Here is a 26347-nt window from a genome sequence, read left to right on the forward strand (position 1 = left end):
GGCCGACCGCCGAGGCTCCGGCCACCCAGGCCACACCCTCACCCGACCAGGGCCAGGCCCGTCGATTCACCAAGCCAGCCCGTGCCCGGCGCCAGTCCCGGTGATCCACTGAGGCCGACCTGGCCTGGTGATCCCGTGAGCCCGACCAGTCCCGGTGATCCACTGAGCCCGACCTGGCCTGGTGATCCCGTAAGCCCGACCAGTCCCGGTGATCCACTGAGCCCGACCTGGCCCGGTGCTCCCGTGAGCCCGACCACTCCCGCCGACCCACGAAGCCCGACCAGGCGGCCCGAGGCCAAGCCCTGCCCCTCACTGAGCCGAGCCAACCCCGGAGTCGAGCCCCGCCCTTCGCCGAGCCAAGCTGGCCCTGGAGTCGAGCCCCGCCTCTCGCCGAGCCGAGCCGGCCCTAGTCGAGCCCGCCCTTCGTCGAGCCGAGCCGGCCCTGGAGTCGAGCCCGTCCCTCACCAAGCCGAGCCAACCCCGGAGTCAAGCCCCGCCACCTCACCGAGCCGAGCCAAACCCGGCGTCACACCGGTCCCTCACCGAGCCGCGTCAACCCCGGAGCCAAGCTCCGCCCTCTCACCGAGCCGAGCCAAACCCCGGCGTCACGCCGGTCCCTCACCGAGCCCGATCACCCCCACCCCTCGCGCCAACCCCCACTCACCCATGCCAGGACCGCCACAACGCCGCATAAGCTCCATCCGCCCTGACCAGCTCCTCATGGCTGCCCAGTTCGCTGATCCGGCCGTTCTCCACGACCGCGATGACGTCCGCGTCGTGGGCGGTGTGGAGGCGGTGGGCGATGGCCACGACGGTGCGGCCGTCGAGGACGCGGGCCAGGGAGCGTTCCAGGTGGCGCGCGGCGCGCGGGTCGAGGAGGGACGTCGCCTCGTCCAGGACCAGCGTGTGCGGGTCGGCCAGCACCAGGCGGGCCAGGGCGATCTGCTGGGCCTGGGCCGGGGTGAGCGCGAAGCCGCCCGAGCCGACCTCGGTGTCGAGGCCGTCGTCGAGCGCCCGGGCCCAGTCGTCCGCGTCGACCGCGCCCAGCGCCGCCCACAGCTCGGCGTCGGTCGCGTCCGTGCGGGCCAGCAGCAGGTTGTCGCGCAGGGAGCCCACGAAGACGTGGTGCTCCTGGTTGACCAGGGCCACATGGGAGCGGACCCGCTCGGCGGTCATCCGGGACAGTTCGGCGCCGCCGAGGGTGATCCGGCCGTCCCGGGGCGCGTAGATGCCGGCCAGCAGCCTGCCCAGGGTCGACTTTCCGGCGCCCGAGGGGCCGACCAGGGCCAGTCGGGTGCCGGGCGCGACCTCCAGGGAGATCTTGCGCAGCACGTCCACGCCCTCCAGGTAGCCGAAGTGCACCTTGTCGGCGTGCACGTCACGGCCGTCGGGCGCGAGCCGGGCGTCGCCGGCGTCCGGCTCGATGTCCCGGACGCCGACGAGCCGGGCCAGCGACACCTGGGCCACCTGGAGCTCGTCGTACCAGCGCAGGATCAGCCCGACCGGGTCGACCAGCATCTGCGCGATCAGCGCGCCGGTGGTCAGCTGACCGACGCCGATCCAGCCCTGCAGAACGAACACACCGCCGACCATGAGGACCGAGCCGAGGATCATCACATGGGTGACGTTGATGAACGGGAAGAGCACCGACCGCAGCCAGAGCGTGTAGCGCTCCCAGGCCGTCCACTCCTTGATCCGCCGGTCCGACAGTTCGACACGGCGCTCACCGAGGCGGTGGGCCTCGACGGTGTGCCCGGCGTCCACGGTCTCGGCGAGAGCGGCGGCCACGGCGGCGTACCCGGCGGCCTCCGAGCGGTACGCGGACGGCGCCCGCTTGAAGTACCAGCGGCAGCCGATCACCAGCAGCGGCACGGTGATCAGCACGGCGGCGGCCAGCGGCGGCGCGGTGACGACCAGCCCGCCGAGCAGCAGGATCACCCACACCACGCCGATCGCGAGCTGGGGCACCGCCTCGCGCATGGCGTTGGCCAGCCGGTCGATGTCCGTCGTGATCCGGGACAGCAGATCGCCGGTCCCGGCCCGTTCCAGCACACCGGGCGGCAGCCCGACCGACCGGACGAGGAAGTCCTCGCGCAGATCGGCCAGCATCCGTTCGCCGAGCATCGCCCCGCGCAGCCGCACCTGCCGTACGAACACGGCCTGGACGGCGAGCGCGACGGCGAAGAGTCCGACCGTGAGTTCCAGATGGAGGTCGCGTTCGGCGACGCCGTCGGACACGCGTTCCACCAGTCCGCCCAGCAGCCACGGGCCCGCCATCGAGGCCACCACAGCGACCGTGTTGACGGTGATGAGGAGCAGGAAGGCGCGGCGGTGCCGGCGGAACAGCTCGACCACGTAGGCGCGCACGGTCGCGGGGGCGCCGACCGGCAGGGTGTTCGCCGTCGTCGGTGCCGCCGGGTCGTACTCCGGTGGCGCAAGGCCGATCATGCCGACTCCTCGATCTCTTCCAGTTCCTTCAGTACGTCCTTGAGGGACGACCCCGCGCCGTGTCTGTCCTTGAGTGCCGACCCCGCGCCGTGTCCGTCCTCGAAAGCGGGCCGCGCGCCATGGCCGTCCTCGCCGCCGGGCCCCGCATCCAGAGCGATGCTCCGGGCCGCCGTCTCCTCGTCGGTCTCGCGGGTCACCACGGCCCGGTACCGCGGCTCGGCGTGCACCAGCTCGCGGTGCACGCCCACCGCCGCGACCTCGCCCTCGTGGACGAGGACCACCCGGTCGGCGCGGTCCAGGAGCAGGGGAGACGAGGTGAACACCACGGTCGTGCGCCCCGACCGCAGGTGTCGCACGCCCTGCGCGATGCGCGCCTCCGTGTGCGAGTCGACGGCCGAGGTCGGCTCGTCCAGGACGAGCACCTCGGGGTCCGTGATCAGCGACCGGGCGAGCGCGAGGCGCTGGCGCTGGCCGCCGGACAGGGACCGGCCGCGCTCGGTGATCCGGGCGTCCATCGGGTCCTCGGCGCCGAGCGAGCCCTGGACCAGCGCCGCCAGGACGTCCTCGCACTGCGCGGCCGCCAGCGCCTCCCGCGCGTCCACGTCGCCCGACCTGGGCACGTCGAACAGGTCGCGCAGCGTGCCGGAGAGCAGCACCGGGTCCTTGTCCTGCACCAGCACGGCCGTACGGGCGCGGTCGAGGGGCAGCTCGTCCAGGGGGACGCCGCCGAGGAGCACCGAGGTGCCCTCCTCGGAGGGGTGTCCGCCGAGCCGTTCGGCCAGGCGGCCCGCCGCGTCCGGGTCGCCGCACACCACCGCGGTGAGCCGGCCGGTGGGGGCGAGCAGGCCGGTGGCCGGGTCGTACAGATCCCCGGACGGCAGCTCGGCCCCGTCGAGCGACCCGCCCGTGTCGGTGGCCCGCTCCAGGGACAGCACACGCGCGGCGCGCCGCGCCGAGGGCCGGGAGAAGGAGTAGGCCATGGCGATCTCTTCGAAGTGCCGCAGCGGGTAGGTGAGAATCATGATCGAGCTGTAGACGGCGACCAGTTCGCCGACGCCGACCCGGCCCTCGCGGGCCAGGTGGACGCCGTACCAGACCACCGCGATCAGCAGCAGCCCCGGCATCAGGACCTGGATGGCGGAGATCAGGGACCACATCCGGGCGCTGCGCACGGCCGCGTGGCGGACCTCCTGGGAGGCGCTGCGGTAGCGGTCTAGGAAGAGTTCCTCGCCGCCGATGCCGCGCAGCACGCGCAGGCCGGCGACCGTGTCGGAGGCCAGCTCGGTGGCGCGGCCCGCCTTCTCGCGCTGGAAGTCGGCGCGCCGGGTCGCGCGCGGCAGCAGCGGCAGCACGGCGACCGCCAGTACCGGAAGGCCCACGGCGACGACCACTCCGAGTGCCGGCTGGTAGACGACCAGGCCGACGCAGACCGCCACGACGGTGAGGGCCGCCGCGGTGAAGCGCGACCAGGCCTCGACGAACCAGCCGATCTTCTCGACGTCACCGGTGGAGACGGCCACGACCTCACCGGCCGCGACCCGGCGGGTCAGCGCCGAGCCCAGTTGGGCGGTCTTGCGGGCCAGCACCTGCTGGACGCGGGCGGCGGCCGTGATCCAGTTGGTGACGGCGGCGCGGTGCAGGAAGGTGTCGCCGATGGCGTTTCCGGCGGAGCACAGCAGGAGCAGTCCGCCCGCGAGGGCGAGTCGGGTGCCGGAGCGGTCGACGACGGCCTGCACGGCGACGCCGACACAGAACGGCAGCGCGGAGACGGACAGGAAGTGCACCAGGCCCCAGGCCAGGGCCTTGAGCTGGCCGCCCAGTTGGTTCCTGAAGAGCCACCACAGGAATCGGGGACCTGAGCGTGCGTCCGGCACACCCGGGTCGGGATACGGAAGGTCTCGAATCTGCATGACGTCCCAGTGGCTCGTGTAAGTGGGGGGAGGGATCGGGGGTTGGCCGACGGTCGATGCGCGGAGCGCGGGCAGCGCTCGGCGGCAGCAAACCGTGACAGGTTCGCGTCGCAGCGTGGCCGGGCGCAAACGGTTTTCCGGGGCGAGGCACAGTTTTGGCCCCTGCCCGGACGCATGGTGACCACCGGTCAGGCCCGGCCTTCGAGCACGGTGCGAGCATGGAACGATGCGGATCGGTGGAGCTTGGCGTGCGTTGGCCGTGACGGCGGCCCTTGGTTCCCTGCTGACGACCCTGAGCGCGTGCGGCGGCGCGCAGCGCGGAGCGGGCGACTCGGGCGTGGGCAAGCCCGCCCCCACGCGCTCGGCCGCCCCCACGCGCTCGGCCGCCCCCGTCGATCGGACCCGCATCCCGGACGTCGGCGAGAGGTGGCAGCGACGCATCCCCGCCGACTCCCGCCAGGTAGTGGCGGTCTACGGCGCCGGAAAGGACTCCCCGGACTCCACCGTCGTGCTCTACACCAGGCACGGCTCCACCTGGGACCCCGCGCGCAGCTGGCCCGCGCACAACGGCAGGAAGGGCTGGACCACCGACCACCGCGAGGGCGACAACCGCAGCCCCGTCGGCGTGTTCACGCTCAGCGACGCGGGCGGCGTACTGAAGGACCCCGGTACCAGGCTGCCGTACACGAGGTCGGCCGCCTTCGCCGCGCCGCGCTGGTGGGCGAAGTCGTACTGGCACGACTTCGACTACGTCATCGCCATCGACTACAACCGCGTCAAGGGCACCCCGCCCAACGACCCCACCCGCCCCCGGGGCGAGCACGAGGGCGGCGGTATCTGGCTGCACATGGACCACGGCAGCGGCACGTCGGCCTGTGTGAGCGTGTCCGAATCGGCCATGGAGTACCTGCTGCGCACGCTCGACCCGGGTCGGCACCCCGTGGTGGTGATGGGGGACAGGGCCGACCTGAAAGGCTCGCACTGACGGGGGCGTCATTGCGGCGGACGCCCGACTCCCCGTAGAACACCGCCCATGAAGAGACGGATCGTCATGTCCATGTTCGCCGGAGCGACCCTCCTGGCGACCTCACTCCTCGGGGCTTCCCCCGCCCAATCGGCCGGTGTGCCAGTCCAATCGCCCGGTGCGCCCGCGCAGTTGGCCGACGAAGGCGTCCGATCGGCCGAAGTCCCCGCCGAGTTCGGCACCGACTGGCACGACCCCATCACCGCCGCCCCACCCCTGACCAAGCCCTCCGGCAAGTCCTGCCAAGTCACCGTCGCCGAGGCCCAGTTCCGCGACTTCACCCCGTACCGGGGCACCTACACACCGCCCGAAGGCTGCGGCGACCGCTGGAGCAAGGTCGTGCTGCGGATGGACGGCAAGGTCAAGGGGCGCCAGTACGACCGGCTCGGCTATCTGCACATCGGCGGGGTCGAGGTCTTCCGTACATCGACTCCGGAGCCGTCCCCCGACGGCATCGAGTGGTCGGTGGAGAAGGACGTCACGCGCTACGGCGACACCCTCCGCCGCGACCAGGACGTCGAGATGCTCATCGGGAACGTCGTCAACGACACCTACACCGGCATCATCGACGTCAAGGTCACGCTGACGTTCTACGCGGGCCGACCCGCCACCACCCCCGACCGCGTCCTCACCCTCCAGGACGGCACGCTCACCACCCCGCGCAACAGCGAACGCATCGTCGCCGAGGTGTACGCCACCGGCTCCGGCGGCGGCTGCGAGGAGTTCTGGTACCTGTCCGCGCCCGACCCGGCGCCCTACTCCTGCAAGGCCGCCGACGGCCCCTACCGCGAGGTGCAGATCAAGGTGGACGGCCGACTGGCCGGAATCGCCGCACCGTTCCCGCACGTGTGGACCGGCGGCTGGTCCAACCCCTTCCTCTGGTACGTCACTCCGGGGCCGCGCGCCTTCGACGTCAAGCCGATCGAGTACGACCTGACGCCGTTCGCCGGCCTCCTCAACGACGGCCGCCCGCACCGCGTCGAGGTCTCCGTCGTCGGCGTCCCCGAGGGGCAGAGCGGCTGGAGCGCGCCCGTGAACGTCCTCGTCTGGCAGGACGCGAAGAGCGCGCACGTCACCGGCGGGCTCACCGAGCACCGGGTCGGCGACCTCGCCAACGCCTCGACCTACACGCCCGGTTCGGAGCATCGCGTGGACACCGAGGGAGGTCACCGGCTGACCGTCGCCGGGTACGTCGACACCTCGCACGGCCGGGTGACGACCACCGTGCGCCGGTCCCTCGCGAACGGCTCCGCGCACCGCTGGACCGACGGCGAGAACCTGGACGCCCTCGACGCCCGGTGGACGGACGACCAGTCGGTGACCGTCGACGGACGTGGACCGGCCCGGACGACGCGCACGCAGCGGACGTACACGATGGACGGCTCCATCGCCATCGGGGCGGGCGACCGGCTGCGCACGGTGCTGACCCTCGGTGACCGTGCCTCGGTCGTCACGACCGAGGGCGGGCGGCGGACCGCGTGGTCGTGGCTCGACGACACCGTCGAGGGCGATGCCGCCTGGACGTTGAACGTCCCGCGCGACCAGCGGCACGCGGTCGGCACGACGAGCGAGCGCTACCGGTCGTACGGCTCGGGCGGTTGCTATGACCGCTCCCTGACCAGCGTCCAAGGGGTGCTCACCGAGGACCGCGACCGCTGCTGAGACGTCATGTGTGCGATGCGTCACGCGGGGCGTGATTTACACGGATGCAACACGGAGGCCTTGTGCGGGACCAACATCACCCGCAGAGTGATCGACACGGAATGCGCTTTCCGTATCGCAGAAGTCCCCCGTCGCTCCCATGGCTTCTGTGTGCCGCCGTCCCCAAGGAGTGCCCCGTGCCGCCGTCCGTACCGTCCCTGCCGCGACGCGTCGCACGCATGCTGCGTACCTCTCTGTTCACACAGGTCGCCTGCGCGATCGTGCTCGGAATCGTCGTCGGGAAGCTGTGGCCCGACTTCGCCGCGGATCTGCAGCCGCTCGGCGACGGTTTCATCCGGCTCATCAAGACGATCATCTCGCCGCTCGTGTTCTGCGTGGTCGTCGTCGGCATCGCCAAGGCCGGTGACCTGAAGGCGTTCGGACGGATCGGGCTGAAGGCCCTGATCTGGTTCGAGGTCGCCAGCACGCTCGCGCTGGTCATCGGGCTCCTCGCCGCCAACGTGGTGCAGCCGGGGTCCGGGATGAACGTCGCCCCGTCCTCGCTCGACGCCTCCGCGGTCGACGAGAAGACGGGCGGCGGGCATCTGCCCTCGACGACCCAGTTCGTGCTCGACACCATTCCCACCTCCTTCATAGGCTCCTTCGCCGAGAACTCCCTGTTGCAGGTGCTCGTGCTGGCCTGTCTGGTGGGTGCCGCGCTGCTGCATCTCGGGCACACGAAGGTGCCGCAGGTGCTGCCCGCCATCGAGCAGGCGCAGGAGGTCATCTTCGCGATCGTCGGCTTCGTCATGCGGCTGGCGCCGCTCGCGGTGTTCGGCGCGATGGCCGTCCTGATCGGCAACTACGGCCTCGGTGTGATCGAGACGTACGGCAAGCTGATCATCCTGTGCTACGCCGCCGCCGCGCTGTTCATCGCGCTGCTGGCGATCGCCCTGCGGGTCGTCACCGGGCTCAGCCTGTGGAAGTTCCTGCGGTACATCCGCGAGGAGATGCTGCTGGCGCTCGGCACCGCGTCCACCGAGTCGGTCCTGCCCCGGGTGATGCAGAAGCTGCGCAAGGCCGGCGCCCGTGACGACGCCGTGGGTCTGGTGCTGCCGACGGGCTACTCCTTCAACCTCGACGGCGCCTCGCTCTACCTGTCCATCGGCACGCTGTTCATCGCCCAGGCCGTGGGCGTGGACCTCAGCCTCGGCCAGCAGATCACCGTGATCCTGGTGCTGATGCTGACCAGCAAAGGCATGGCGGGCATCCCCGGCTCGGCGTTCCTCGCCCTGTCCGCGACCGCGTCCTCGCTGGGCGCCATTCCGGCCGGAGCCGTCGCCCTGCTGCTCGGCGTGGACCGCATCATGGACTCGATGCGCGTCGTCACCAACCTGCTCGGCAACTGCGTCGCCGTCTTCGCGGTCTCCCGCTGGGAGGGCGCGCTGGACAGGGAACGGGCGAAGAAGGTCCTGGACGGCGAGATCGTGGTCGACCTGGAGGAGGACGAGGAGGATGAGGCGCCGGGGACGCCGGACCTCGAGAAGGAGCCCGAGAACAAGGCCGAGAGCAAGCCCGAGAACAAGCCCGAGAACAAGGCCGAGAACAAGGCCGAGAACAAGGCCGAGAACAAGGCCGAGAACAAGGCCGAGAACAAGGCCGAGAACAAGCCCGATACGCCCGACGTCGCGGAGCCCGTCACCGCGTCGACCGGTACGGCCAAGGAGACGGCCGCCGAGGCCGGTTGACCTTCATTCGGCGACACAGACCGCGGCCACCGCTCCAGCACCCCGGAGCGGTGGCCGCGGCCTATCCCGTTCAGCACCCCCGCGCGGCGGCCGCGGCCTTTCCCGTTCAGCACCCCCGCGCGGCGGCCCCGTCGATCAGTGTGTCCAGCAGTTCGCCCAGCACCGCCCGCTGATCGTCCGTCAGCGGCGCCAGGATCTCCGCCGCGGCCGACCGTCGCGCACCGTGCAGTTCCCGCAGGGCCCCCCGGCCGTCGCCGGTGATCTCGATCCGGATCACCCGCCGGTTCGTCGGATCGGGCACCCGCCGCACCTTCCCGCTCGCCTCCAGCCCGTCGACCAGCGTCGTCACCGCGCGCGGGACCACCTCCAGGCGCTCGGCGAGATCGGCCATCCGGGGCGGTGAGTCATAGTGCGCGAGCGTGCGCAGCAGGCGGGACTGGGCCGGGGTGATGCCCAGGCCGCACTCCTGGAGGTGACGTTTCTGGATCCGGTGCACCCGGCGGGTGAAGCGCAGCAGCTGCTCGGCGAGCGGGCCGTCGGGATCGGAGGTGGTCATGCGGGAACAATATCAGGATCAGATTCATTGTGAGCATAGGTAACAATGAGCTAAGCTCCGTCAGTCCGTATCAGCACACCTCCGTAGGAGCCCATGCATCCCGACCACGAACCCGCCTGGACACCATCCGCCGCGCAGCAGGGACAGCCGCGGCAGGTGCGTCGCATCCTCGGACTCTTCCGTCCCTACCGCGGACGCCTGGCCGTCGTCGGCCTCCTCGTCGGCGCCTCGTCGCTGGTCGGCGTCGCCACGCCGTTCCTGCTCAAGGCGATCCTCGACGTCGCGATCCCCGAGGGCCGCACCGGCCTGCTCAGCCTGCTCGCGCTCGGCATGATCCTCAGCGCTGTCCTGACCAGTGTCTTCGGCGTGCTCCAGACCCTGATCTCCACGACGGTCGGCCAGCGCGTCATGCACGACCTGCGCACCGCGGTCTACGGCCGCCTCCAGCGCATGTCGCTCGCCTTCTTCACCCGCACCCGCACCGGCGAGGTCCAGTCCCGCATCGCCAACGACATCGGCGGCATGCAGGCCACCGTCACCTCCACCGCGACCTCCCTGGTCTCCAACGCCACCAGCGTGGTCGCCACCATCGTCGCGATGATCGCGCTCGACTGGCGCCTGACCGTCGTCTCGCTGCTCCTGCTGCCGGTCTTCGTCTGGATCAGCCGCCGTGTCGGCCGGGAACGCAAGAAGATCACCACCGAGCGCCAGAAGCAGATGGCCGCGATGGCCGCCACCGTCACCGAGTCCCTCTCGGTCAGCGGCATCCTGCTCGGCCGCACGATGGGCCGCTCCGACTCGCTCACCAAGGCCTTCGCCGAGGAGTCCGAGCAACTGGTCGACCTCGAAGTGAGGTCGAACATGGCCGGCCGCTGGCGCATGGCCGTCATCACCATCGTCATGGCCGCCATGCCCGCCTTCATCTACTGGACCGCGGGAATGGCCCTCCAACTCGGCGGCCCACAGGTCTCCATCGGCACGATCGTCGCCTTCGTCTCGCTCCAGCAGGGCCTGTTCCGGCCGGCCGTCAGCCTGCTGTCCACCGGCGTCCAGATCCAGACCTCGCTCGCGCTCTTCCAGCGCATCTTCGAGTACCTCGACCTGCCCATCGACATCACCGAGCGGAAGGACCCCGTCCACCTCGACCGCGTCAAGGGCGAGGTCCGCTTCGAGAACGTCGAGTTCGACTACGACGGCAAGGGCGACGCCATCCTCGACGGCATCGACCTCACCGTCCCGGCCGGCGGCAGCCTCGCGGTGGTCGGCCCGACCGGCGCCGGGAAGTCGACGCTCGGCCATCTCGTGCCGCGGCTGTACGACGTGACCGGCGGCCGGGTCACCCTCGACGGGGTCGACGTGCGCGACCTCGACTTCGACACCCTCGCCCGCGCGGTCGGCGTCGTCTCGCAGGAGACGTACCTCTTCCACGCCTCCGTCGCCGACAACCTGCGCTTCGCCAAGCCGGACGCCACCGACGAGGAACTGCACGCGGCGGCACGGGCGGCCCAGATCCACGACCACATCGCGGCGCTGCCCGACGGCTACGACACGGTCGTCGGCGAGCGCGGATACCGCTTCTCCGGCGGTGAGAAGCAGCGCCTGGCCATCGCCCGCACCATTCTGCGCGACCCTCCGGTCCTCATCCTCGACGAGGCGACCAGCGCCCTGGACACCCGCACCGAGCACGCCGTCCAGGAGGCCATCGACGCCCTGTCGGCCAACCGCACCACCGTCACCATCGCGCACCGGCTGTCCACCGTTCGGGGTGCCGACCAGATCGTGGTGCTCGACGCGGGGCGGGTCGCCGAACGGGGCACGCACGAGGAGTTGCTGGCGCGGGAGGGGCGCTATGCGGCGCTGGTCCGCCGGGATGCGCAACTGGAGCCGACGGGGTGACGATATGCCAGGTTTGTGAGCATGTGCGGGTTACCGTGCCCGCATGTACTTGAACACTCCGCCACGGAGCACGATTCGACTGACGCCCCGGGGACGTATGGCCCTCATCGCCGCCGGCGCCGTCGTGGCCGGCACCGCCGTGGCGGTGCCGCTGCTGGTCATGGGCGAGGAGGAGGCGGCCCGGCCGACTTCGCTGGTGATCCCGGAGGGCTGGCGGGCGAGCCAGGTCTACGCCGCCGTCGACAAGGCCCTCGCCCTGCCGTCCGGCACGACGAAGAAGTCCCTCGCGAAACTCGACCTCAAGCTGCCGAACGACGCCGACGGCAACCCGGAGGGCTACCTGTTCCCGGCGACGTATCCACTGGAGGAGAACGGGAAGAAGGCGACGCCGGACTCCCTGCTGTCGGCCATGGTCGACACCGCCAACAAGAAGTTCAGCGGCGCCCCGATCGCCGCCGGCGCGCAGCGCAACGCCATGAACGTCTATCAGGCGGTCACCATCGCCAGCATCGTCCAGGCCGAGGCCGCCACCAAGGCCGACATGGGCAAGGTCGCCCGGGTCATCTTCAACCGGCTCGAACGCGGCATGCCGCTCCAGATGGACTCCACCATCAACTACGCGCTGAACCGCTCCACGCTCCGCACGACCGAGGCCGACACCCGGATCGAGAGCCCCTACAACTCGTACCAGCGCATGGGCCTGCCGCCCACGCCGATCGACAACCCCGGCGACGACGCCATGCGCGCGGCGACCAGTCCGGCCGCGGGTGACTGGCTGTACTTCGTCACGGTCAAGCCGGGCGACACCCGCTTCACCGCCGACTACGCGGAACACCAGCGCAACGTCGCCGAGTTCAACGCCCAGCAGAAGGCGAGCCCGAAGCCGGCCAAGTGAGCCGACGGGACGTCATACGGTCCCGGTCCGTCCAGTGCCCTACGCGGCCACCGGCTCCTCGGTCAGCAGCCGCCTGATGTCCCGTACGGCCGCGCGGCCGGCCCGGTTGGCGCCGATCGTGCTGGCGGAGGGCCCGTAGCCCACCAGGTGGACACGGGGGTCGGCGACCGCGCGCGTGCCGTCCACCCGGATGCCGCCGCCCGGCTCCCGCAGGCGCAGCGGGGCCAGATGGTCGATCGCGGCCCGGAACCCGGTCGCCCACAGGATGACGTCCGCGGCCACCCGCCGCCCGTCCTCCCATTCCACGCCGTCCGGTGTGATCCGGTCGAACATGGGCAGCCGGTCCAGGACGCCGTCCGCGAGCCCCTGCCGCATGGCGTCGTTCAGCGGCAGCCCCGTGACCGACACGACGCTCTTCGGCGGCAGCCCCTGCCGGACCCGCTCCTCGACGAGCGCGACCGCCGCGCGGCCCACGTCCTCGGTGAAGGGGCCCTCGCGGAAGACGGGCGGACGCCGCGTGACCCAGGTCGTGGCCGCCGCGTACGGGGCGATCTCCAGCAGATGCTGAGTGCCGGAGGCCCCGCCGCCCACCACCACGACCCGCTGACCCGCGAACTCCTGCGGGCCGGGGTACTGAGCGGTGTGCAACTGCCGTCCCCGGAACGTCTCCTGACCTCGGTAGCGCGGCCAGAACGGCCGGTCCCAGGTGCCGGTCGCGTTGATCAGCGCCCGTGTCACCCACGTCCCCGCCGAGGTCTCGACCAGCAGTCGGCCGTCCGGTCCCTCGCGCACGGCACGCACGTCGACGGGCCGCCGGACACGCAGGTCGAAGGTGCGCTCGTAGGCGTCGAAGTACTCGGCGATGACCTCGGACGACGGCCGCCCGGGATCGGCGTCGGTCAGTTCCATGCCGGGCAGCGAGTGCATCCCGTGCACCTTGCCGTACGTCAGCGACGGCCACCGGAACTGCCAGGCGCCGCCCGGACCGGGGGAGTGGTCGAGGACGACGAAGTCACGGCCCGGTTCGAAACCGGTGCGCCGCAGGTGGTAGGCGCTGGCGAGCCCTGCCTGGCCGGCGCCCGTGACGACTGCGTCGACTTCTTTGACTGCCCCAGTGTCGTTCACGCTTCTACTAACTGCCGGGAAGACGCGGATCTTCCCGACGCGTGAACTCCCGTGCATGGGTGAGGATGGAGGGCATGTCAGACGCCTTCACCACCCGAGTCCTGAACGTCGCCTCCGGCTCCTCGGAGCGGGTCGTGGACATCACCCGCGACTGCGAGGCCTTCCTGCGGGAGGCGGCGGCCGACCGCGACGGCCTGCTGAACGTCTTCGTGCCGCATGCGACGGCCGGTGTCGCGATCATCGAGACGGGCGCCGGCAGCGACGACGACCTCCTGGCCGCCCTGCACACCCTGCTGCCCGCCGACGACCGCTGGCAGCACCGCCACGGCAGCCCCGGCCACGGCCGCGACCACGTCCTGCCGGCCATCGTCCCGCCGCACGCCACGCTGCCGGTGCTGAGCGGGCGACTGGAACTCGGGACGTGGCAGTCGGTGTGCCTGGTGGACACCAACCGGGACAACCCCCATCGGCAGGTGCGGTTGTCGTTCCTTGCGTGACGAGGGTGCCGACTGTAGGTCTGAAGTCCGGCAGAACCAAACGAGTCTGGCTCGCACTTCGCAGTCCACCCGCAGCTGACATCGAGCAATGCGGTTAACGATGAAGCCGAAGGCGGGGGTGCTGCTGTTTTGTCCGAGCAGCGTGCCTTGTCTCTGTTCGGCCGTGGTTCGGATGGGCTGGACGTAGCAGCGGACTCATAATCCGTCGGCCGTGGGCTCGAGTCCCCCGCCCTACCCGTGCAGGGCTGTGACCTGCGAAAACGTTCCTTGTGAGGTGTCGGACCGTCAACTTTGGCTCAGCAGGGAAAATCCGCTCCGCGTTCTTGGGAGCGCCGTGTCACGTGCCCCTCGCGCTGAAGCACGACTCTGTGACCTGCGGCGATGTAAGCGATCAATGTTGCTATTGGCCTCGGGGTTGGCGATTGTCCGGCTCGAAACCAAGATCGAGGGACCGTACAGGGACCAGGACGGCGCTGGCGTGCCCGCGCGGTCGGGCCGGGAGGCAGTTCGTTCTCTGACCTGCTGCTGCGGGCCTTGCCGGTGCTGACGAACGCCGAGTTCTCCCGGTGACCGACGATCACCCCGCGACGATCACTGGCCCGCTGGCCGCAGCATCCCACCCCGAATGCTCACACCAGACCCGTGATCTGCGACTTCAAGATACAAGATCGTGAATGCCCTCATGTCTTGGCGGAAGCGAGCTTCCGGTTGCGGGAAGCTCGCTTCCGCCAAGACATGAGGGCAAGGTCTAGTGCCAGTTGCTGATCTTGACGTCGTGCGGCGCGGGTTCGCCCTTCCCGGTTTCGATCAGTTTCTTGAGGCTCATCAGGAAGGTCGCCCACTTGGTGCTGCAGTGGTACATGAACTCCACCGGCTCCTTCCAGCCTTCGTGCCGGAACAACACGATCGTGAAGCCGTCCTCCTGCTTGATCTCGAAGCGGATCTGCGTGCCGATCCACTCCTCGGGTCCGTCGACGACCTCCCAGCGCACGCGCTCGGAGGGCTGAGCCTCCAGGACCTTCATGTCGAACCCGCCGGGCTCGAAGCGGAACCGGATTACTCCCCCGACATTGCCGTCGCCGTCCGTGTCCTGAGTCCACCAGCTCGCCAGCCCATCGACCGTGGTCAAGGCTGCGTAGACAGCGTCGGGAGACGACGTGACTCCGATCCTGTGCAGGATGTCCACCATCTCCATACCTCTTTCTCGTACCGGCGCCCGCAATCGGGCGCGGTTCACCAGTGCCGCCACGGATGTGGCGACGTTTGTTCGTGAGGGGTCAGCCCTCCTGGCTGCGCTGTATGGCTTCGGCGATCCGCTTGATGCGATGCAGCCGGGCATCCCAGCTGGCCCCGACCGACGACAACTGCGCGACCGCGCGGGCGAGCTGGGCCTCGTCCACCTCGTAGAGGCGCTCGCGTCCGGACGGCGTGACGTGGACCAGCCCGACCCGGTGGAGTACACCCAGGTGTTTGGCGACCGCCTGCCGTGTGACCGGCAGCCGCTCACTCAGCGTGGTCGCCGTCCCGCCGCCGTCCCTCAGCAGCAGGTCGAGCATCCGCCGCCGGGTCGGGTCCCCCACCGCCGACCAGAGCTCGTCGTCAATGGTGACGCTCATGGTGCCGACACCAGCCGAGCGACGTACGTGACGAGGCGGGGCAGGAAGTAGTCCCAGCCGGTGACATGCTCGCGGTACTGCTCCTCGAGCACGGCCGCCTCCCAGCCCTTCTCCCGGAACCCCGTCTCGGTGAAGCGCAGCAGCGTGCTCGTACCCGAGGGGACGAGCACGAAGGTCACCAGGAGCGAGTTGGCCGGTGTCGCGGCCTCATCCTCGTCGTACACCCACCGGAAGGAGAACCGCCGGGGTGGGTCGGCCTCGATCACCGTGATCGGTACGACATTCGCCTCCGGCGCAGTCCTGTCGCCGAACGAGATGACCCCGGTCGCACCGGGCACCGGCTCGAGCTCTGCTTCGTCCGGCCACCACTCCCGCAGGTGTTCGGGTCTGCTGATGACCGCGTAGACCACCTCGGGCGTGGCTTCGATGCGGATCTCCCGCTCGATGCTGCCGTACTCCATCCCGCTCTCCTCATCTCGCAACCTTTGGTTGCGTATAACTGTAGAGCCTTCCTTCAGTATGCGCAACCTTTGGTTGCTCTAAGGGTTCGCCGGCAGCAGATCCGTCGTCTGCGTCGCCGCTGCCCCTCGTGGTACTCAACACGCACCTCGATGGCCACCTCGCGAATCCGGTCGAGCGCAATCCCGTCGCACTGGATGGCATCCAGGGCATCAGCGAGCAGCGAGCGCGACACCCTTGCGTACGCCGGTGCCGGAACACGTCGGACTCTTCGGAGCGCAGGGGAGTGACTACCGGTCGCGTCGGTGGTCCGGGGGTCCGTGGCCTGACCTGACGGACGATTACCCCGGAGCGATCACGCCATCGACCAGCCGAAGCATCCCACTTACTGCTCACGCCAGAGCCGTGGTCTGCACCTTCAAGAGGAAACAGGCCCAGTGGGAGATGTCGCCGAGCATCCGTCGGAAGGCTTCCACGTCATCAGGCCGAATACCTCTGCCTCGAGGTGGCAGGGCCGCCAACGGCCACGGCCACGGCCACGGCGGCGTCGGGGCGGCGCGCGGGCTCGCCGCAGATGTGGGGCGGTGTTGCTGGTGTCGGTCGCAGAGAACATCGCCCTGGGCACCGTGTATCCGCGGCGCGCCGGACTGATCTCCTGGCGGCGCCGCCTCGTCAGCCAAGGCTCGCCGGCGGACCCCCCGCCCGCCTGGGGCACGTCATCGGCGAGGAACCGGCTGACCACCGCCTCACCACGGTCCCGCCCGGCGGCCCGGCCATCCTGGCCTTCGGCAGCGTCCAGCGAGCAGAGCACCAGGCGGCCACCGTGCCCGAACTGCTGTCTCCGCAGCGCCGGCAGACCGTCGACGAGTTCAACCAAGCCTTCTCCGACCGTCGGCCAGCGGATATGTGGCCCCCTTCCACATCACTACGGCCGCCGACAGGGACAGTGCCAGGACCTGGGACCGTCGAGTTACCAGGGGGCGTACCGGAAGATCTGGGCAGGGGACACCGGGGTTCGGAGAGCCTGCTGCCTCACGGCGACGGGCCGGAGTCGGCGTGCGCGGACGCCGGCTTTGTCGCCGTCTGCGGTGGCGGGGCGTACTCGGTGAGCAGGAGTGCGATGTCGTCCGCCCTGTCGGCGGAACGGCGGGCGTTCCGCAGCAGCGCGTCGGCCAGATCCTCCAGGCGGCCCCCGCCCATGCGGGCCAGTGACGCCCGGAGCCGGTCGATGTCGGAATCGATGTCCGAGTCACGCCTCTCGATCAGTCCGTCCGTGTACAGGGCCAGGACCGACCCGGGTACGAGGCGCAGCGCCGACTCCGGAAAGTGTGCCGCTGGGTCGATGCCGAGCAGAGGGCCGCCGGGCACATCCAGGACTTCGGCCCGGCCGTCGGGCAGGCGTAGCAAGGGCAGGGGGTGGCCGGCACGGACGATGCGCACGACCCCCGAGCGAGGACGGAGGCGGGCGTAGCAGCAGCTTGCGAGGAGCGCCGGGTCGAGGTCCATGTGGAGCCGGTTGGTGTTGGCGACGACGTCGCTCGGCCGGTGGCCGGCGGTGGCGAAGGCACGCACCGCGCTTCGCAACTGGCCCATGGCGGCCGCGGCGGCGACGTTGTGCCCCTCGACGTCCCCGACGATCAGCGCGACCTCGTCGCCGGTGGGGATGACGTCGTACCAGTCGCCGCCGATGTCCATCCCTCGGGTGCCCGGAAGATAGCGCCCGGTGACGTCAAGGCCCGGCAGTGCGGGCAGCCGGTGCGGCAGCAGCGCGTTCTGCAGGCCGCGGGCGAGGGCGAATTCCGCGTCGTAGAGCCTGGCGCGTTCCAGGGCTTGGGCGATCAGGCCGCCCAGTGCGGTGAGCACGCCGCGTTCCTCGTCGGGAAATCGGTGGACGTCGTTGAAGCCGAGCAGGCAGACGCCGACCGGGCGGTTCGAGGCGATCAAGGGCAGGAACGCCCAGGAGTTGGACTGACTGACCATGATCCCGGGGTACGTTTCGAGAAGCTCCTCACGCGACTCGACGAACAGCGGGGCACCGGAGGTCAGCGCGTCGGTCACCGGCAGCCGGGCATGCAGCGGAGTGCCTTCAAACCGGGCGAGAAAACGCTTCGAGTAGCCGCGCTGATCGAGCAGGTGCAGGCGCCGCTCCTCCACCACGGCGATCGCCAGCTTCTGACCGCCGAAAGCGGGCAGCAGCTGCTCGGCGACGGCCTCGAACACCTCGTGCGCGGTGACCGCCTCGGTGAGCGCGCTGCCCAGCGTGAGCACCCGGTAGAGGGAACCCACGCGCGGGGCCGCGGGCGGAGGCGACCAGGAGGCGGGCGGCCCCCCTTCCCCGAGGGGTGCCCCGGGTCCGGTGTCGGCCGGTACCGGCTGTCGCACGGGTGCCGCCCACCCCGTCATGCCCTGAGCGCCCGGGTGGAGGGAGAAGACCAGCCATGTGGCCGGTGGGCGGCGGACCAGGAAGGAGACCGCTTGCTGGGAGATCAGGGCGGCCCGGTAGCGGTCCTCGTACACGGGATCGGCCAGCCAGGGCAGGACGTCCCAGGGGCGTCGGCCGAGCAGTTCGTCCTGGCGGACCCCTAGCAGATCCTCCATGCTGTGGTTGGCGTAGGCGACGCGTCCGTCGGGTGAGAGCGCGAAGAAGCCGTCCGCGAGCCGCTCGATCGCCGCCACGGCGGCCATGCGGCTCCCGGAGTCGAGTACGGCGCCGACCATATGGGCCGGGGCCTGACGGTCGGCAGGGCTCTCGGGCACCCTGCCCCACAGCTCGACGGTGTGGTGGCCTCCGCGGCCGTCCCGGATGCGCAGGCAGTGTGCCAGTACGTGGCGTTCCTGGACCGCGGCACGGGCAGCGGACCGGAAGCCGGGCAGATCCGCGGGCTCGATCATGGCCGCCAGGGTGGCCGCCCGTCCGTCGAACTCGCGGAGCGGCATTCCGAAGATCGCGCACAGCTCGTCGTCGGCCGTGAGGGCTCCGGTGCCGAGATTCCAGTCGAACAGGCCCACCCGGATCACCGGAGTGGATGGCAGCGGGACCACTACCGGGGCCGTCCGTTCGTCGTACTCACCGAGCGCGCCGCGGGCCCGCAGTCCGGCGAGGGTGGTGCCCAGCCGGTCGGCCGCGGAGCGCAGCATCCGGCGTTGCGCCCTCGACAGCCCTGCCCCGTCGGGCTTGGCCGTCCACACCACGGCCATGGTGCCGAACGTCCGCTCGCCCGCCCGTACGGGGACCGATGCAGAACCGAACGGGTAGGGCAGGGCGACCGAGAGCTGCGGGAAGCGCCGCATCGTCTCCTCCGCGCCGGCCAGATGGACCATGCGCCCGGAGCGGTACGCCTCCGCCACTGGCAGACCGCTGTTCACCGGGATCCGACGCCACCCGCTGAGCAGGGAGGGCGGCGACCCGCACGACGCGGCCACTATGAGCGAGCGGTGGTCGCCGGAGAGCAGAAACACGCTTCCGGTATGCGCTCCGGTCCGCTCCACGGCACCGACGATGGCCCTGACCAGCGCTTCGTCGCGCTCGGGCGCTTCGCCGACACTTGCGGCGCCGAACGGGTACAAGTTCGATGCCACACCGTTGGCCGACACGTTGCCCTCGATCATCGATGGATAATTTGTTCCATTTTAGGACTGTTCATAGCTCCCCGTGGGCAGGAGCCGGGCCGGGAAGGCCGTCCAGCGTCCGCGGACCCAGCGGCAACCGGGAGGCGTGATTCCGATGACGTATCCCGTGGAGATCCCGCGGCCGGATACCTTGGTGGTTGTCCTAACGGAGTTTGGCGGACACCAACCGGGACAACCCCCATCGGCAGGTGCGCCTCAGCTTCCTGGGCTGAGCGACCGGCGCGCGGCCGGGCGCGGCCGGGCCGGCACTCCCGCACGCGTCACCCGGTGACGTACTCGCGCACCAACTGCGGGCGGCCGAGCGGCCGTTCCGTCGGCGTGGGCCGGCCGTGCGCGGCGGGTGCGCCGTGCCCCTGGAGGCGGGACAGTTCGCCCGCGCAGCGCTGCAGGGCCACTTCCAGGACCTCCGGCATGTTCAGGGCGCCGGTGCCGTCCGGCGGGACGAGCCAGCGCAGTGCGCCCCAGCGGCAGTGCGGGGCGGGCGCGGCGATCCACGTCCCCGCACTGAGCAGCCGCACGCCGGTGCCGATCCACACGGTCTGCGGCTCCGGGGGCAGCAGGAAGCCCACATGGCGGCGCCGGGCGTCCAGGAGACAGGGGCCCGATTCGAGCAGCGGCAACTCCTCCAGGAGGTCGGCGACCCGCAGGCCCAGTTCCTCCGGCACGATCAGCACGTCCCAGAAGCGGCCCGCCTCCAGAAGCGCGATCCCGGTGCTGCCGTTCTGCCACTCCTGCTTGCAGGCGCCGGGGTCCTCCGACGCCGCGGCCAGCCACTCCATCGACCTCGTCCACTCCGTGAGTGCCATAAAGAGCCTCCCTGTGGTGCGCTGACGCCCGGTTGATGCCTTAGTGCACCGGGTGGCAGGTGTCACGGCCATACGGCGGGAGCCAATTCCCCGTATGGGGCGAGCGCCCGCGCTTCAAACAGGCAGGTAGCAGGGCGTGCGCCCCCGTACTGACGGAGCGCGCCGGAGCCGGTCGCGGGCGGCGGGGGCGCCGGGCGATCCGTGCACCGTCTGTGAAGGTTTTTCCCCGTTCTAGGGTGTTTGTTGTGGTGCGCTGGTTCCAGTCGTTTCATCGACGGCCGACGGTGCGGCCCGTCGCCGCCTCCGGCGACGTACCCGAGCAGGACCTCGCCGTGCCGACCCGGCTCGCCGCGCTGCGCCCCGCCCTGGCCGGGATCGGCACCACGCTGGACGAGGGCGCCACCTGCGCCGAGCTGACCCGGGAGGCGGTCCGGCAGGTGGGCGGCGCGGCCGCGGTGCTGGGTGTCGCCGACGAGCCCGGGGTGGCGTACGAGGCCGTCGCGGGGGATCCGGCGCTGCTGCCCGACATCCGGTGGGCCATGGCCGCGGCGCGGCAGGAGAGCGCCCTGGGCGAGGCCGCCCCGCCCATCCCGTACGCCTCCCACGGGGGCGCCCGACCCGGGCTCTGCGTTCCGCTGGCCACCGACGGACATCCCTACGGCGGGCTGGTCTGCGCCCGCGAAGGCACACCGTTCACCGCGGAGGAGGCCGAGTCGCTGGCCCTCCTCGCCGAACGCGCCGCGTCCCACATCCGGCATGCCCGGGAGCACGAGCGCGTCAGCGGGATCGTCGGCGATCTCCAGCGGGCCCTGCTCGCCGAGCCCGGCCGCCCGCACCCGAACCTGGACGTCGCCATCCGCTACATGCCCGTCGGACAGAGCGCCCTCGTCGGCGGCGACTGGTGCGAGACCGTCCGGCTGCACTTCGGCCGGACGCTGCTCGTCGTCGGCGACGTCATGGGGCACGGTCTCGAAGCGGCCGTGGACATGACCGCGTACCGCTCCTCGCTGCGCTACATCGCCTCCGCCGACCTGCCCCCGCACCGTGTGCTGCGCCAGCTCGACGACAGCGCCTCCGCGGAGCCGGACCGCCGCCCCGCCACCTGTCTGATCGCCCGCGTCGACCCCAACCGCGCCCAGGTGACCCTGGCCAGCGCGGGCCACCTTCCCCCGGCGGTGATCGACGAGAAGGGCCGCACCTCACTGCTCCCGGTTCCGGTCGGCCCACCCCTGGGCACGGGCCTCGGCGGCTACGAACCGGCCACCTACCAGCTGGACCCGCCCCAGACGCTGGTGCTGTTCACCGACGGGCTCGTCGAGCACCGCGGCGAGGACATCGACCATTCCCTGGACCGGCTGGCGAGCGTCGACTTCGAGGCCGCCGCGGGCGTCGAGCAGGTCATCGACACGGTGCTGGCCCGGCTCGATGCCCGGCACGCCGAGGACGACGTCGCCGTACTCGCCGCCCGGCTGCGACGGCGCGACCCGCGCGACGGCGAGGCGCGCTGAGCTCAGTCGTCGCCGTCGTACTGGGCTCCCGAGACATACGGGTCGTGCCGACGCGACGCCGACTTGGACGGCCGGCCCGTCGGTGGCAGGCTCGCCTCCCGCAGCGCGTCGCACCACGGGCAGTCGACGGTCTCGTCCTCGCTGTCGCTCGGTTCCATGCGATCGGCTCCTGTCTCTGTTCGAGGGCGAGCGGTCCGCCCTGCCGCCATCCGAGGGATGTGCTCACTCGACTGGGTGGTGGTGGGGGCGGCCGGCGTACCACCGGCGCACGCCTTGGCGTTGCCCCGGCATGGACAGCACTGATCCGGCGCGGCGCGTCCTGGGAGGCGATGCCGCACCCGTGTCATACGTCGTACCGGCCACCGGCATCCGGGGCCGGCCGTCGATCTACGCGGAACTGGTCGCCGAGTGGCGTGCCAAAGGGCGCGCCGTTCCGGGCCGCCGCGACACGGCCTGGGACCACGCCACGGCCGCCGACGGCCGGCCGACCGCCGTCACCTCCTCGGCGGTCGGGCCGTGCGCCGGCCTGGCCCCGGCCGCCGACGCCGAACCGGCGGGTGAGCCGCACGCCGACGAGCCCGGGCACGTACCGGCGATCCTCGTCCCCCGGGGCCTTCCCGGGCCGGTGTTCGTGTGGGAGGGGAGCGCCTGCGGCGGACGTGTCGGCGTCGCCGGCCCACTCAAGGCCGACTGACGCGCACCGGCGCGCCGCGCACGCCGCCGGCCTTGCGCAGCGCCAGCCGGACGGCATCGGGGTCGTACAGGGCGCCGGTCCCGTCGGGCGGCAGCAGCCACTCCAGGCGCCAGCCGCCGGACTGGTAGGGCGGCGGTACGGCGACCCACGACCCCCTGCGGACATGGCGGACCCCGGGTCCGGGCCACTCGGTGGCCGGTGCGGGCGCGATGAAGAAGCCGACGCGGCGTGCCCCGCAGTTCATCAGGACGGGTCCGGACGCCCGCCGCCGCGTACGTCCGAGCAGCTCCAGGGCGCCCAGGCCGAGGTGCTCGGGGACACTGAGCACGTCCCAGAGCCGCCCCGCCTCCAGCAGCACCGCGTCCTCGCCCCGGTCCCACCGCTGCTTGCACGACCGAGGATCCGTCGCCGCCGCCGCGAGCCACTCGACGGCCTGCTTTCCCATGGCGCGCTGCATGTCCTACCCCCAGCACTCTCAGCTCTCCCCGCCGTTCAGGGCCCCTCATGCTGGTGGATATTTCTATGTGCCGGAAGGGGTGGCGTGGCCTGGCGTTTGCACTCGATCCGTACGACCGTCGCAGCCCTGTTCGACTGCGGCGCGCCACGTCTGCGTGTAGCTGACGAGTGAGACGATTCAGGCGCTTTACGGTAGTTCGATGCGACTCGTTCCTAGATGGGCTCTGTTCTCGTCGGGATGCGCGCCGGTCGTACTGATCGGCGGCTGGACGGTCGCGGCGCGGCTGGAGGGTCCCGCCTACGACCCCGCCACACAGACGATCAGCGTCCTGGCGGCCTACGGCGCCGCGGGATTCTGGGTGATGACTTCGGCGCTGGCCGCCCTCGGCATCTGCCATCTGCTCACCGCCCTGGGGCTGCGCGCGGCCGCACTGCCCGGACGGGTGGCGCTGGGCGCCGGGGGAGTGACGGCGTTCGTGGTGGCCCTGCTCCCGCCGCCGAGCAGCGGAGGCTCCCTGCGCCACGGCGCGGTCGCCGCCGTCGGCTTCGCCTTCCTCGCCCTGTGGCCGGTCCTGGCCGCCGATCGCCGCAGGGCCGCACCCTGGGGGCTGCGGCTCGTGCCCTCCACCGCGGCGACCCTGCTGATGGTGGTCAGCGCCGCCTGGTTCGTGGTCGAGATGCACTTCGGCGATGCGGCCGGCACCGCCGAACGCCTGGTGACGTCCATCCAGTCCCTGTGGCCGTTCGTGGTCGTCGCCTCCTGCCTCCGGCACCGGTACGACACCGGGCCCGCGCGCTGACCGCAATGGCCCGCGAGGTCCGGGAACTCCCTGCCCGGCGGACCCGACTCCTGTAGCGGTACGCACGTCAGGAGGCCGGTGATGAAACAACCCCAGCAGTCCTCTCGCGGGGCGGGCACGGTGCTGCGCGCACTCGCGCCGCCGCCCGCCCTCTGCGGGTTTCTGCTGCTGCTCGCCCTGATCTTCACGGTGTCGTACGCCGTCGGAGCCACCGCCGGGCCCGTCGCGCCCGGCATGCACCGCTCCGGAACGAGCGGCGGCACGGACATGGGAGACATGGACATGCGGCACGGGAGCGGCGGCTGATGGCCACGGAGCCGGCACCCGCGGTCATCACCACGACGGACCTGACCGTCGGCGGAATGACCTGCGCGGCCTGCGTACGACGGGTGGAGAAGAAGCTCGCCAAGCTGGCGGGCGTGACCGCCACGGTCAACCTGGCCACCGGACGCGCCCGGGTGAGCCATCCGCCCGACGTCAGCCCCGAAGAACTCGTGGCGACCGTGGAACAGGTGGGATACACGGCCGCGTTGCCCGAACCGCCCAAAGCGGCCGAGCCCCGGGGTGAAGGAGGCGGCGCGGGCGGGGAGAAGTCCGAGGACATCCGGCGGGAGCGGGACCGGCTGCTGGTCACCGCCCTGCTCGCGGTGCCGGTGCTCGTGCTGTCGATGGTGCCGGCGTGGCAGTTCCGCAACTGGCAGTGGCTGTGCTTCGCGCTGGCCGCGCCGGTCGCCCTGTGGAGCGCCTGGCCGTTCCACGTCCGGGCGCTGCGCGGGCTGCGGCACTCGACGGCGACCATGGACACGCTGGTCTCCCTGGGAGTGGCGGCGTCCTTCTCCTGGTCGGCGTACGCCCTGTTCCTCGGCGGCGCGGGCGCGCCCGGGATGCGGATGCCGTTCAGCCTGCTCCCCTCCGCCTCGGACGGCATCGCGCACGTCTACCTCGAAGCGGCCGTAGGCGTGCCGCTGTTCGTGCTGGCCGGCCGGTTCCTGGAGGCGCGGGCGCGGTCCGGCACCGGGGCGGCGCTGCGCTCCCTCGCCCGGCTGGCCGCGAAGGAGGTGTCGGTGCGCGAGGACGACGGCACCGAACTCCTCGTGCCCATCGAGGAGCTGACCGTCGGGCGGGTCTTCCTCGTCCGGCCCGGCGAGCGGGTCGCCACCGACGGTGAGGTGGTGGAGGGCAACTCCGCCGTGGACCTGTCGCTGGTGACCGGGGAGAGCGAGCCGGTCGAGGCCGGGCCCGGGTCGGCCGTGGTGGGCGGCGCCGTCAACGCCGGCGGGCTGCTGCTCGTACGGGCCACCGCCGTCGGTGCGGACACCCAACTCGCCCGGATCACCCGGCTGGTGACGGAGGCCCAGGCCGGAAAGGCACGGGCGCAGCGGCTGGCCGACGCCGTGGCCGGGGTGTTCGTGCCCGCGGTGCTGGCGCTGGCCGTCACCGTGCTCGGGTTCTGGCTCGGCGCCGGGGCCGATCCGCAGGCGGCGGTCACCGCATGCGTGGCCGTCCTGGTCGTGGCGTGCCCCTGCGCGCTGGGCCTGGCCACCCCGACCGCGCTGATGGCCGCCACCGGGCGCGGCGCCCAGCTCGGCGTCCTGATCCGGGGCCCGCAGGCACTGGAGGGGCTGCAGCACATCGACACCGTCGTCCTCGACAAGACCGGCACCCTCACCTCCGGGCACATGAGCGTCGCCCGCGTCACGGCCGTTCCCGACGGGCTCGGCACGCGGGCCGCGCTGCGGCTGGCCGGGGCGGTGGAACAGGGCTCGGAACACCCGCTGGGCCGTGCGATCGTCGCGTACGCCCGCAGGACGCTGCCCGAACAGGGGCCGCTGCCCGAGGTGCGCGACTTCCGGGCCGAGGCGGGCCGGGGCGTGCGCGGCCGGGTCGAGGGCCGGATCGTCGAGGTCCTCGCGCCGGACGACGAGTTGCCCACGGCCCTCGCGGACGCGCTCCCGGCGGCCGAGGCGGCCGCGCACACGCCCGTCCTCGTCTGTGTCGACGGGGTGACCGAGGCGCTGATCGAGGTCGGGGACGTGGTACGCCCCGGCAGCTACCGGGCCGTGCACCGGCTGCGCCGCCTCGGCGTGCACCCGGTGCTCGCCACCGGCGACCGGGAGGCACCGGCCCGGGCGGTCGCGTCCGCGCTCGGCATCGACGAGGTGCACGCCCGCCGCACCCCCGAGGACAAGGCCGACCTCGTACGGGAGCTGAGGGAGCGGGGCCGCCGGGTCGCCGTCGTCGGGGACGGCGTCAACGACGCGGCGGCGCTGGCCGGCGCCGACCTCGGCATCGCGATGGGCAGCGGCACGGACGTGGCGATCGGCGCCGCCGACGTGACCCTGGTGCGCGGCGACATCGAGGCGCTCGGGGACGCCGTACGGCTCGCCCGGCGCACCCTGGCCACGATCCGCGTCAATCTGCTGTGGGCCTTCGGCTACAACGCGGTCACCGTGCCGCTCGCCGTGGTCGGCCTGCTCAACCCCATGGTCGCCGCGGTGGCCATGTCGCTCAGCTCACTGCTCGTGGTGGGCAACAGCCTGCGGCTACGGGCCTGGCAGCCGGCGCCGGCGCACAGCCGTCAGCATGCCGCGCGCCCGGGCCGAGAGACCGTCGCGGCCGGAGGTGGCACCCGATGATC

At 71.6% G+C, this 26347-nt stretch carries 22 protein-coding genes; 11 read left to right on the top strand and 11 right to left on the bottom strand.

Annotation, left to right across the window (positions count from 1 at the left end; translation table 11 throughout):
- Nucleotides 1–660 precede the first annotated feature (660 nt).
- Nucleotides 661–2448, bottom strand: coding sequence for an ABC transporter ATP-binding protein (locus IM697_RS17380; protein WP_194048596.1), 1788 nt, complete (start codon nt 2446–2448; stop codon nt 661–663).
- Entirely contained in the window at nt 2445–4358 is a 1914-nt protein-coding gene (locus IM697_RS17385) for an ABC transporter transmembrane domain-containing protein (RefSeq protein WP_194048597.1), read from the bottom strand. The genes IM697_RS17380 and IM697_RS17385 overlap by 4 nt, the downstream gene beginning before the upstream one ends.
- A gap of 226 nt (nt 4359–4584) precedes the next feature.
- On the opposite strand from IM697_RS17385, the gene IM697_RS17390 reads away from it, so the two are divergent.
- From IM697_RS17390 to IM697_RS17400, 3 genes are all read left to right on the top strand, one after another.
- Entirely contained in the window at nt 4585–5343 is a 759-nt protein-coding gene (locus IM697_RS17390; protein WP_194048598.1) for a L,D-transpeptidase family protein, read from the top strand.
- A gap of 48 nt (nt 5344–5391) precedes the next feature.
- Entirely contained in the window at nt 5392–7044 is a 1653-nt protein-coding gene (locus IM697_RS17395) for a peptide-N4-asparagine amidase (protein WP_194048599.1), read from the top strand.
- Between the two features lie 176 nt (nt 7045–7220).
- A complete protein-coding gene (locus tag IM697_RS17400; RefSeq protein ID WP_194048600.1) occupies nt 7221–8771 on the top strand; it encodes a cation:dicarboxylate symporter family transporter in 1551 nt (516 codons plus the stop codon).
- 106 nt (nt 8772–8877) lie between these two features.
- Here IM697_RS17400 and IM697_RS17405 read toward each other — a convergent pair whose 3' ends face one another.
- A complete protein-coding gene (locus IM697_RS17405) occupies nt 8878–9327 on the bottom strand; it encodes a MarR family winged helix-turn-helix transcriptional regulator (RefSeq protein WP_194048601.1) in 450 nt (149 codons plus the stop codon).
- Nucleotides 9328–9420: 93 nt separating this feature from the next.
- Here IM697_RS17405 and IM697_RS17410 point away from each other — a divergent pair, with 93 nt between their 5' ends.
- Complete coding sequence (locus IM697_RS17410) at nt 9421–11223, top strand: ABC transporter ATP-binding protein (protein ID WP_194048602.1); 1803 nt, start codon at nt 9421–9423, stop codon at nt 11221–11223.
- Between the two features lie 43 nt (nt 11224–11266).
- A complete protein-coding gene (gene mltG / locus IM697_RS17415) occupies nt 11267–12118 on the top strand; it encodes an endolytic transglycosylase MltG (RefSeq protein WP_194048603.1) in 852 nt (283 codons plus the stop codon).
- A gap of 39 nt (nt 12119–12157) precedes the next feature.
- On the opposite strand, the gene IM697_RS17420 is transcribed toward mltG, so the two are convergent.
- Nucleotides 12158–13243, bottom strand: coding sequence for an NAD(P)-binding domain-containing protein (locus IM697_RS17420; RefSeq protein ID WP_194048604.1), 1086 nt, complete (start codon nt 13241–13243; stop codon nt 12158–12160).
- A gap of 74 nt (nt 13244–13317) precedes the next feature.
- On the opposite strand from IM697_RS17420, the gene IM697_RS17425 reads away from it, so the two are divergent.
- On the top strand, nt 13318–13740 hold the full coding sequence (locus IM697_RS17425) for a secondary thiamine-phosphate synthase enzyme YjbQ (protein WP_194048605.1): 423 nt from the start codon (nt 13318–13320) through the stop codon (nt 13738–13740).
- A gap of 748 nt (nt 13741–14488) precedes the next feature.
- Here the strand turns inward: IM697_RS17425 and IM697_RS17430 are convergent.
- From IM697_RS17430 to IM697_RS17450, 5 genes are all read right to left on the bottom strand, one after another.
- The gene (locus IM697_RS17430; RefSeq protein WP_265582721.1) at nt 14489–14869 is read right to left on the bottom strand and encodes an SRPBCC family protein; all 381 of its coding nucleotides are present in this window, start codon (nt 14867–14869) and stop codon (nt 14489–14491) included.
- A gap of 148 nt (nt 14870–15017) precedes the next feature.
- Nucleotides 15018–15356, bottom strand: coding sequence for an ArsR/SmtB family transcription factor (locus IM697_RS17435; protein ID WP_194048606.1), 339 nt, complete (start codon nt 15354–15356; stop codon nt 15018–15020).
- Complete coding sequence (locus tag IM697_RS17440) at nt 15353–15817, bottom strand: SRPBCC family protein (RefSeq protein WP_194048607.1); 465 nt, start codon at nt 15815–15817, stop codon at nt 15353–15355. The genes IM697_RS17435 and IM697_RS17440 overlap by 4 nt, the downstream gene beginning before the upstream one ends.
- Before the next feature lie 1030 nt (nt 15818–16847).
- Nucleotides 16848–19424 carry a SpoIIE family protein phosphatase gene (locus tag IM697_RS17445; protein ID WP_194048608.1) on the bottom strand — a complete coding sequence of 859 codons (2577 nt, stop codon included), beginning with the start codon at nt 19422–19424 and terminating at the stop codon, nt 16848–16850.
- A 281-nt stretch (nt 19425–19705) separates the two neighbouring features.
- On the bottom strand, nt 19706–20251 hold the full coding sequence (locus tag IM697_RS17450) for a hypothetical protein (protein ID WP_228044719.1): 546 nt from the start codon (nt 20249–20251) through the stop codon (nt 19706–19708).
- 245 nt (nt 20252–20496) lie between these two features.
- On the opposite strand from IM697_RS17450, the gene IM697_RS17455 reads away from it, so the two are divergent.
- Entirely contained in the window at nt 20497–21759 is a 1263-nt protein-coding gene (locus tag IM697_RS17455; protein WP_228044721.1) for a PP2C family protein-serine/threonine phosphatase, read from the top strand.
- 2 nt (nt 21760–21761) lie between these two features.
- Here IM697_RS17455 and IM697_RS17460 read toward each other — a convergent pair whose 3' ends face one another.
- The gene (locus IM697_RS17460) at nt 21762–21917 is read right to left on the bottom strand and encodes a hypothetical protein (RefSeq protein ID WP_194048609.1); all 156 of its coding nucleotides are present in this window, start codon (nt 21915–21917) and stop codon (nt 21762–21764) included.
- Nucleotides 21918–22099: 182 nt separating this feature from the next.
- Between IM697_RS17460 and IM697_RS17465 the strand changes: the two genes are divergently transcribed.
- On the top strand, nt 22100–22453 hold the full coding sequence (locus IM697_RS17465) for a hypothetical protein (RefSeq protein WP_194048610.1): 354 nt from the start codon (nt 22100–22102) through the stop codon (nt 22451–22453).
- Here IM697_RS17465 and IM697_RS17470 read toward each other — a convergent pair.
- A complete protein-coding gene (locus tag IM697_RS17470; protein WP_228044722.1) occupies nt 22440–22898 on the bottom strand; it encodes a hypothetical protein in 459 nt (152 codons plus the stop codon). The genes IM697_RS17465 and IM697_RS17470 overlap by 14 nt on opposite strands.
- A 211-nt stretch (nt 22899–23109) precedes the next feature.
- Between IM697_RS17470 and IM697_RS17475 the strand changes: the two genes are divergently transcribed.
- The 3 genes from IM697_RS17475 (at nt 23110) to IM697_RS17485 (ending at nt 26345) form a co-directional block, all read left to right on the top strand.
- Nucleotides 23110–23709, top strand: coding sequence for a DUF998 domain-containing protein (locus IM697_RS17475; protein WP_194048612.1), 600 nt, complete (start codon nt 23110–23112; stop codon nt 23707–23709).
- An 81-nt stretch (nt 23710–23790) separates the two neighbouring features.
- Nucleotides 23791–24015, top strand: a complete 225-nt coding sequence (locus IM697_RS17480) for a hypothetical protein (protein ID WP_194048613.1) — start codon at nt 23791–23793, stop codon at nt 24013–24015.
- Nucleotides 24015–26345: a heavy metal translocating P-type ATPase gene (locus IM697_RS17485; protein WP_194048614.1), complete on the top strand. Its 2331-nt coding sequence runs from the start codon at nt 24015–24017 to the stop codon at nt 26343–26345. Before IM697_RS17480 ends, IM697_RS17485 begins: the two co-directional genes overlap by 1 nt.
- The last annotated feature ends 2 nt before the right edge of the window (nt 26346–26347 follow it).

It is taken from the genome of Streptomyces ferrugineus (genome assembly GCF_015160855.1).
Lineage (GTDB): Bacteria > Actinomycetota > Actinomycetes > Streptomycetales > Streptomycetaceae > Streptomyces > Streptomyces ferrugineus.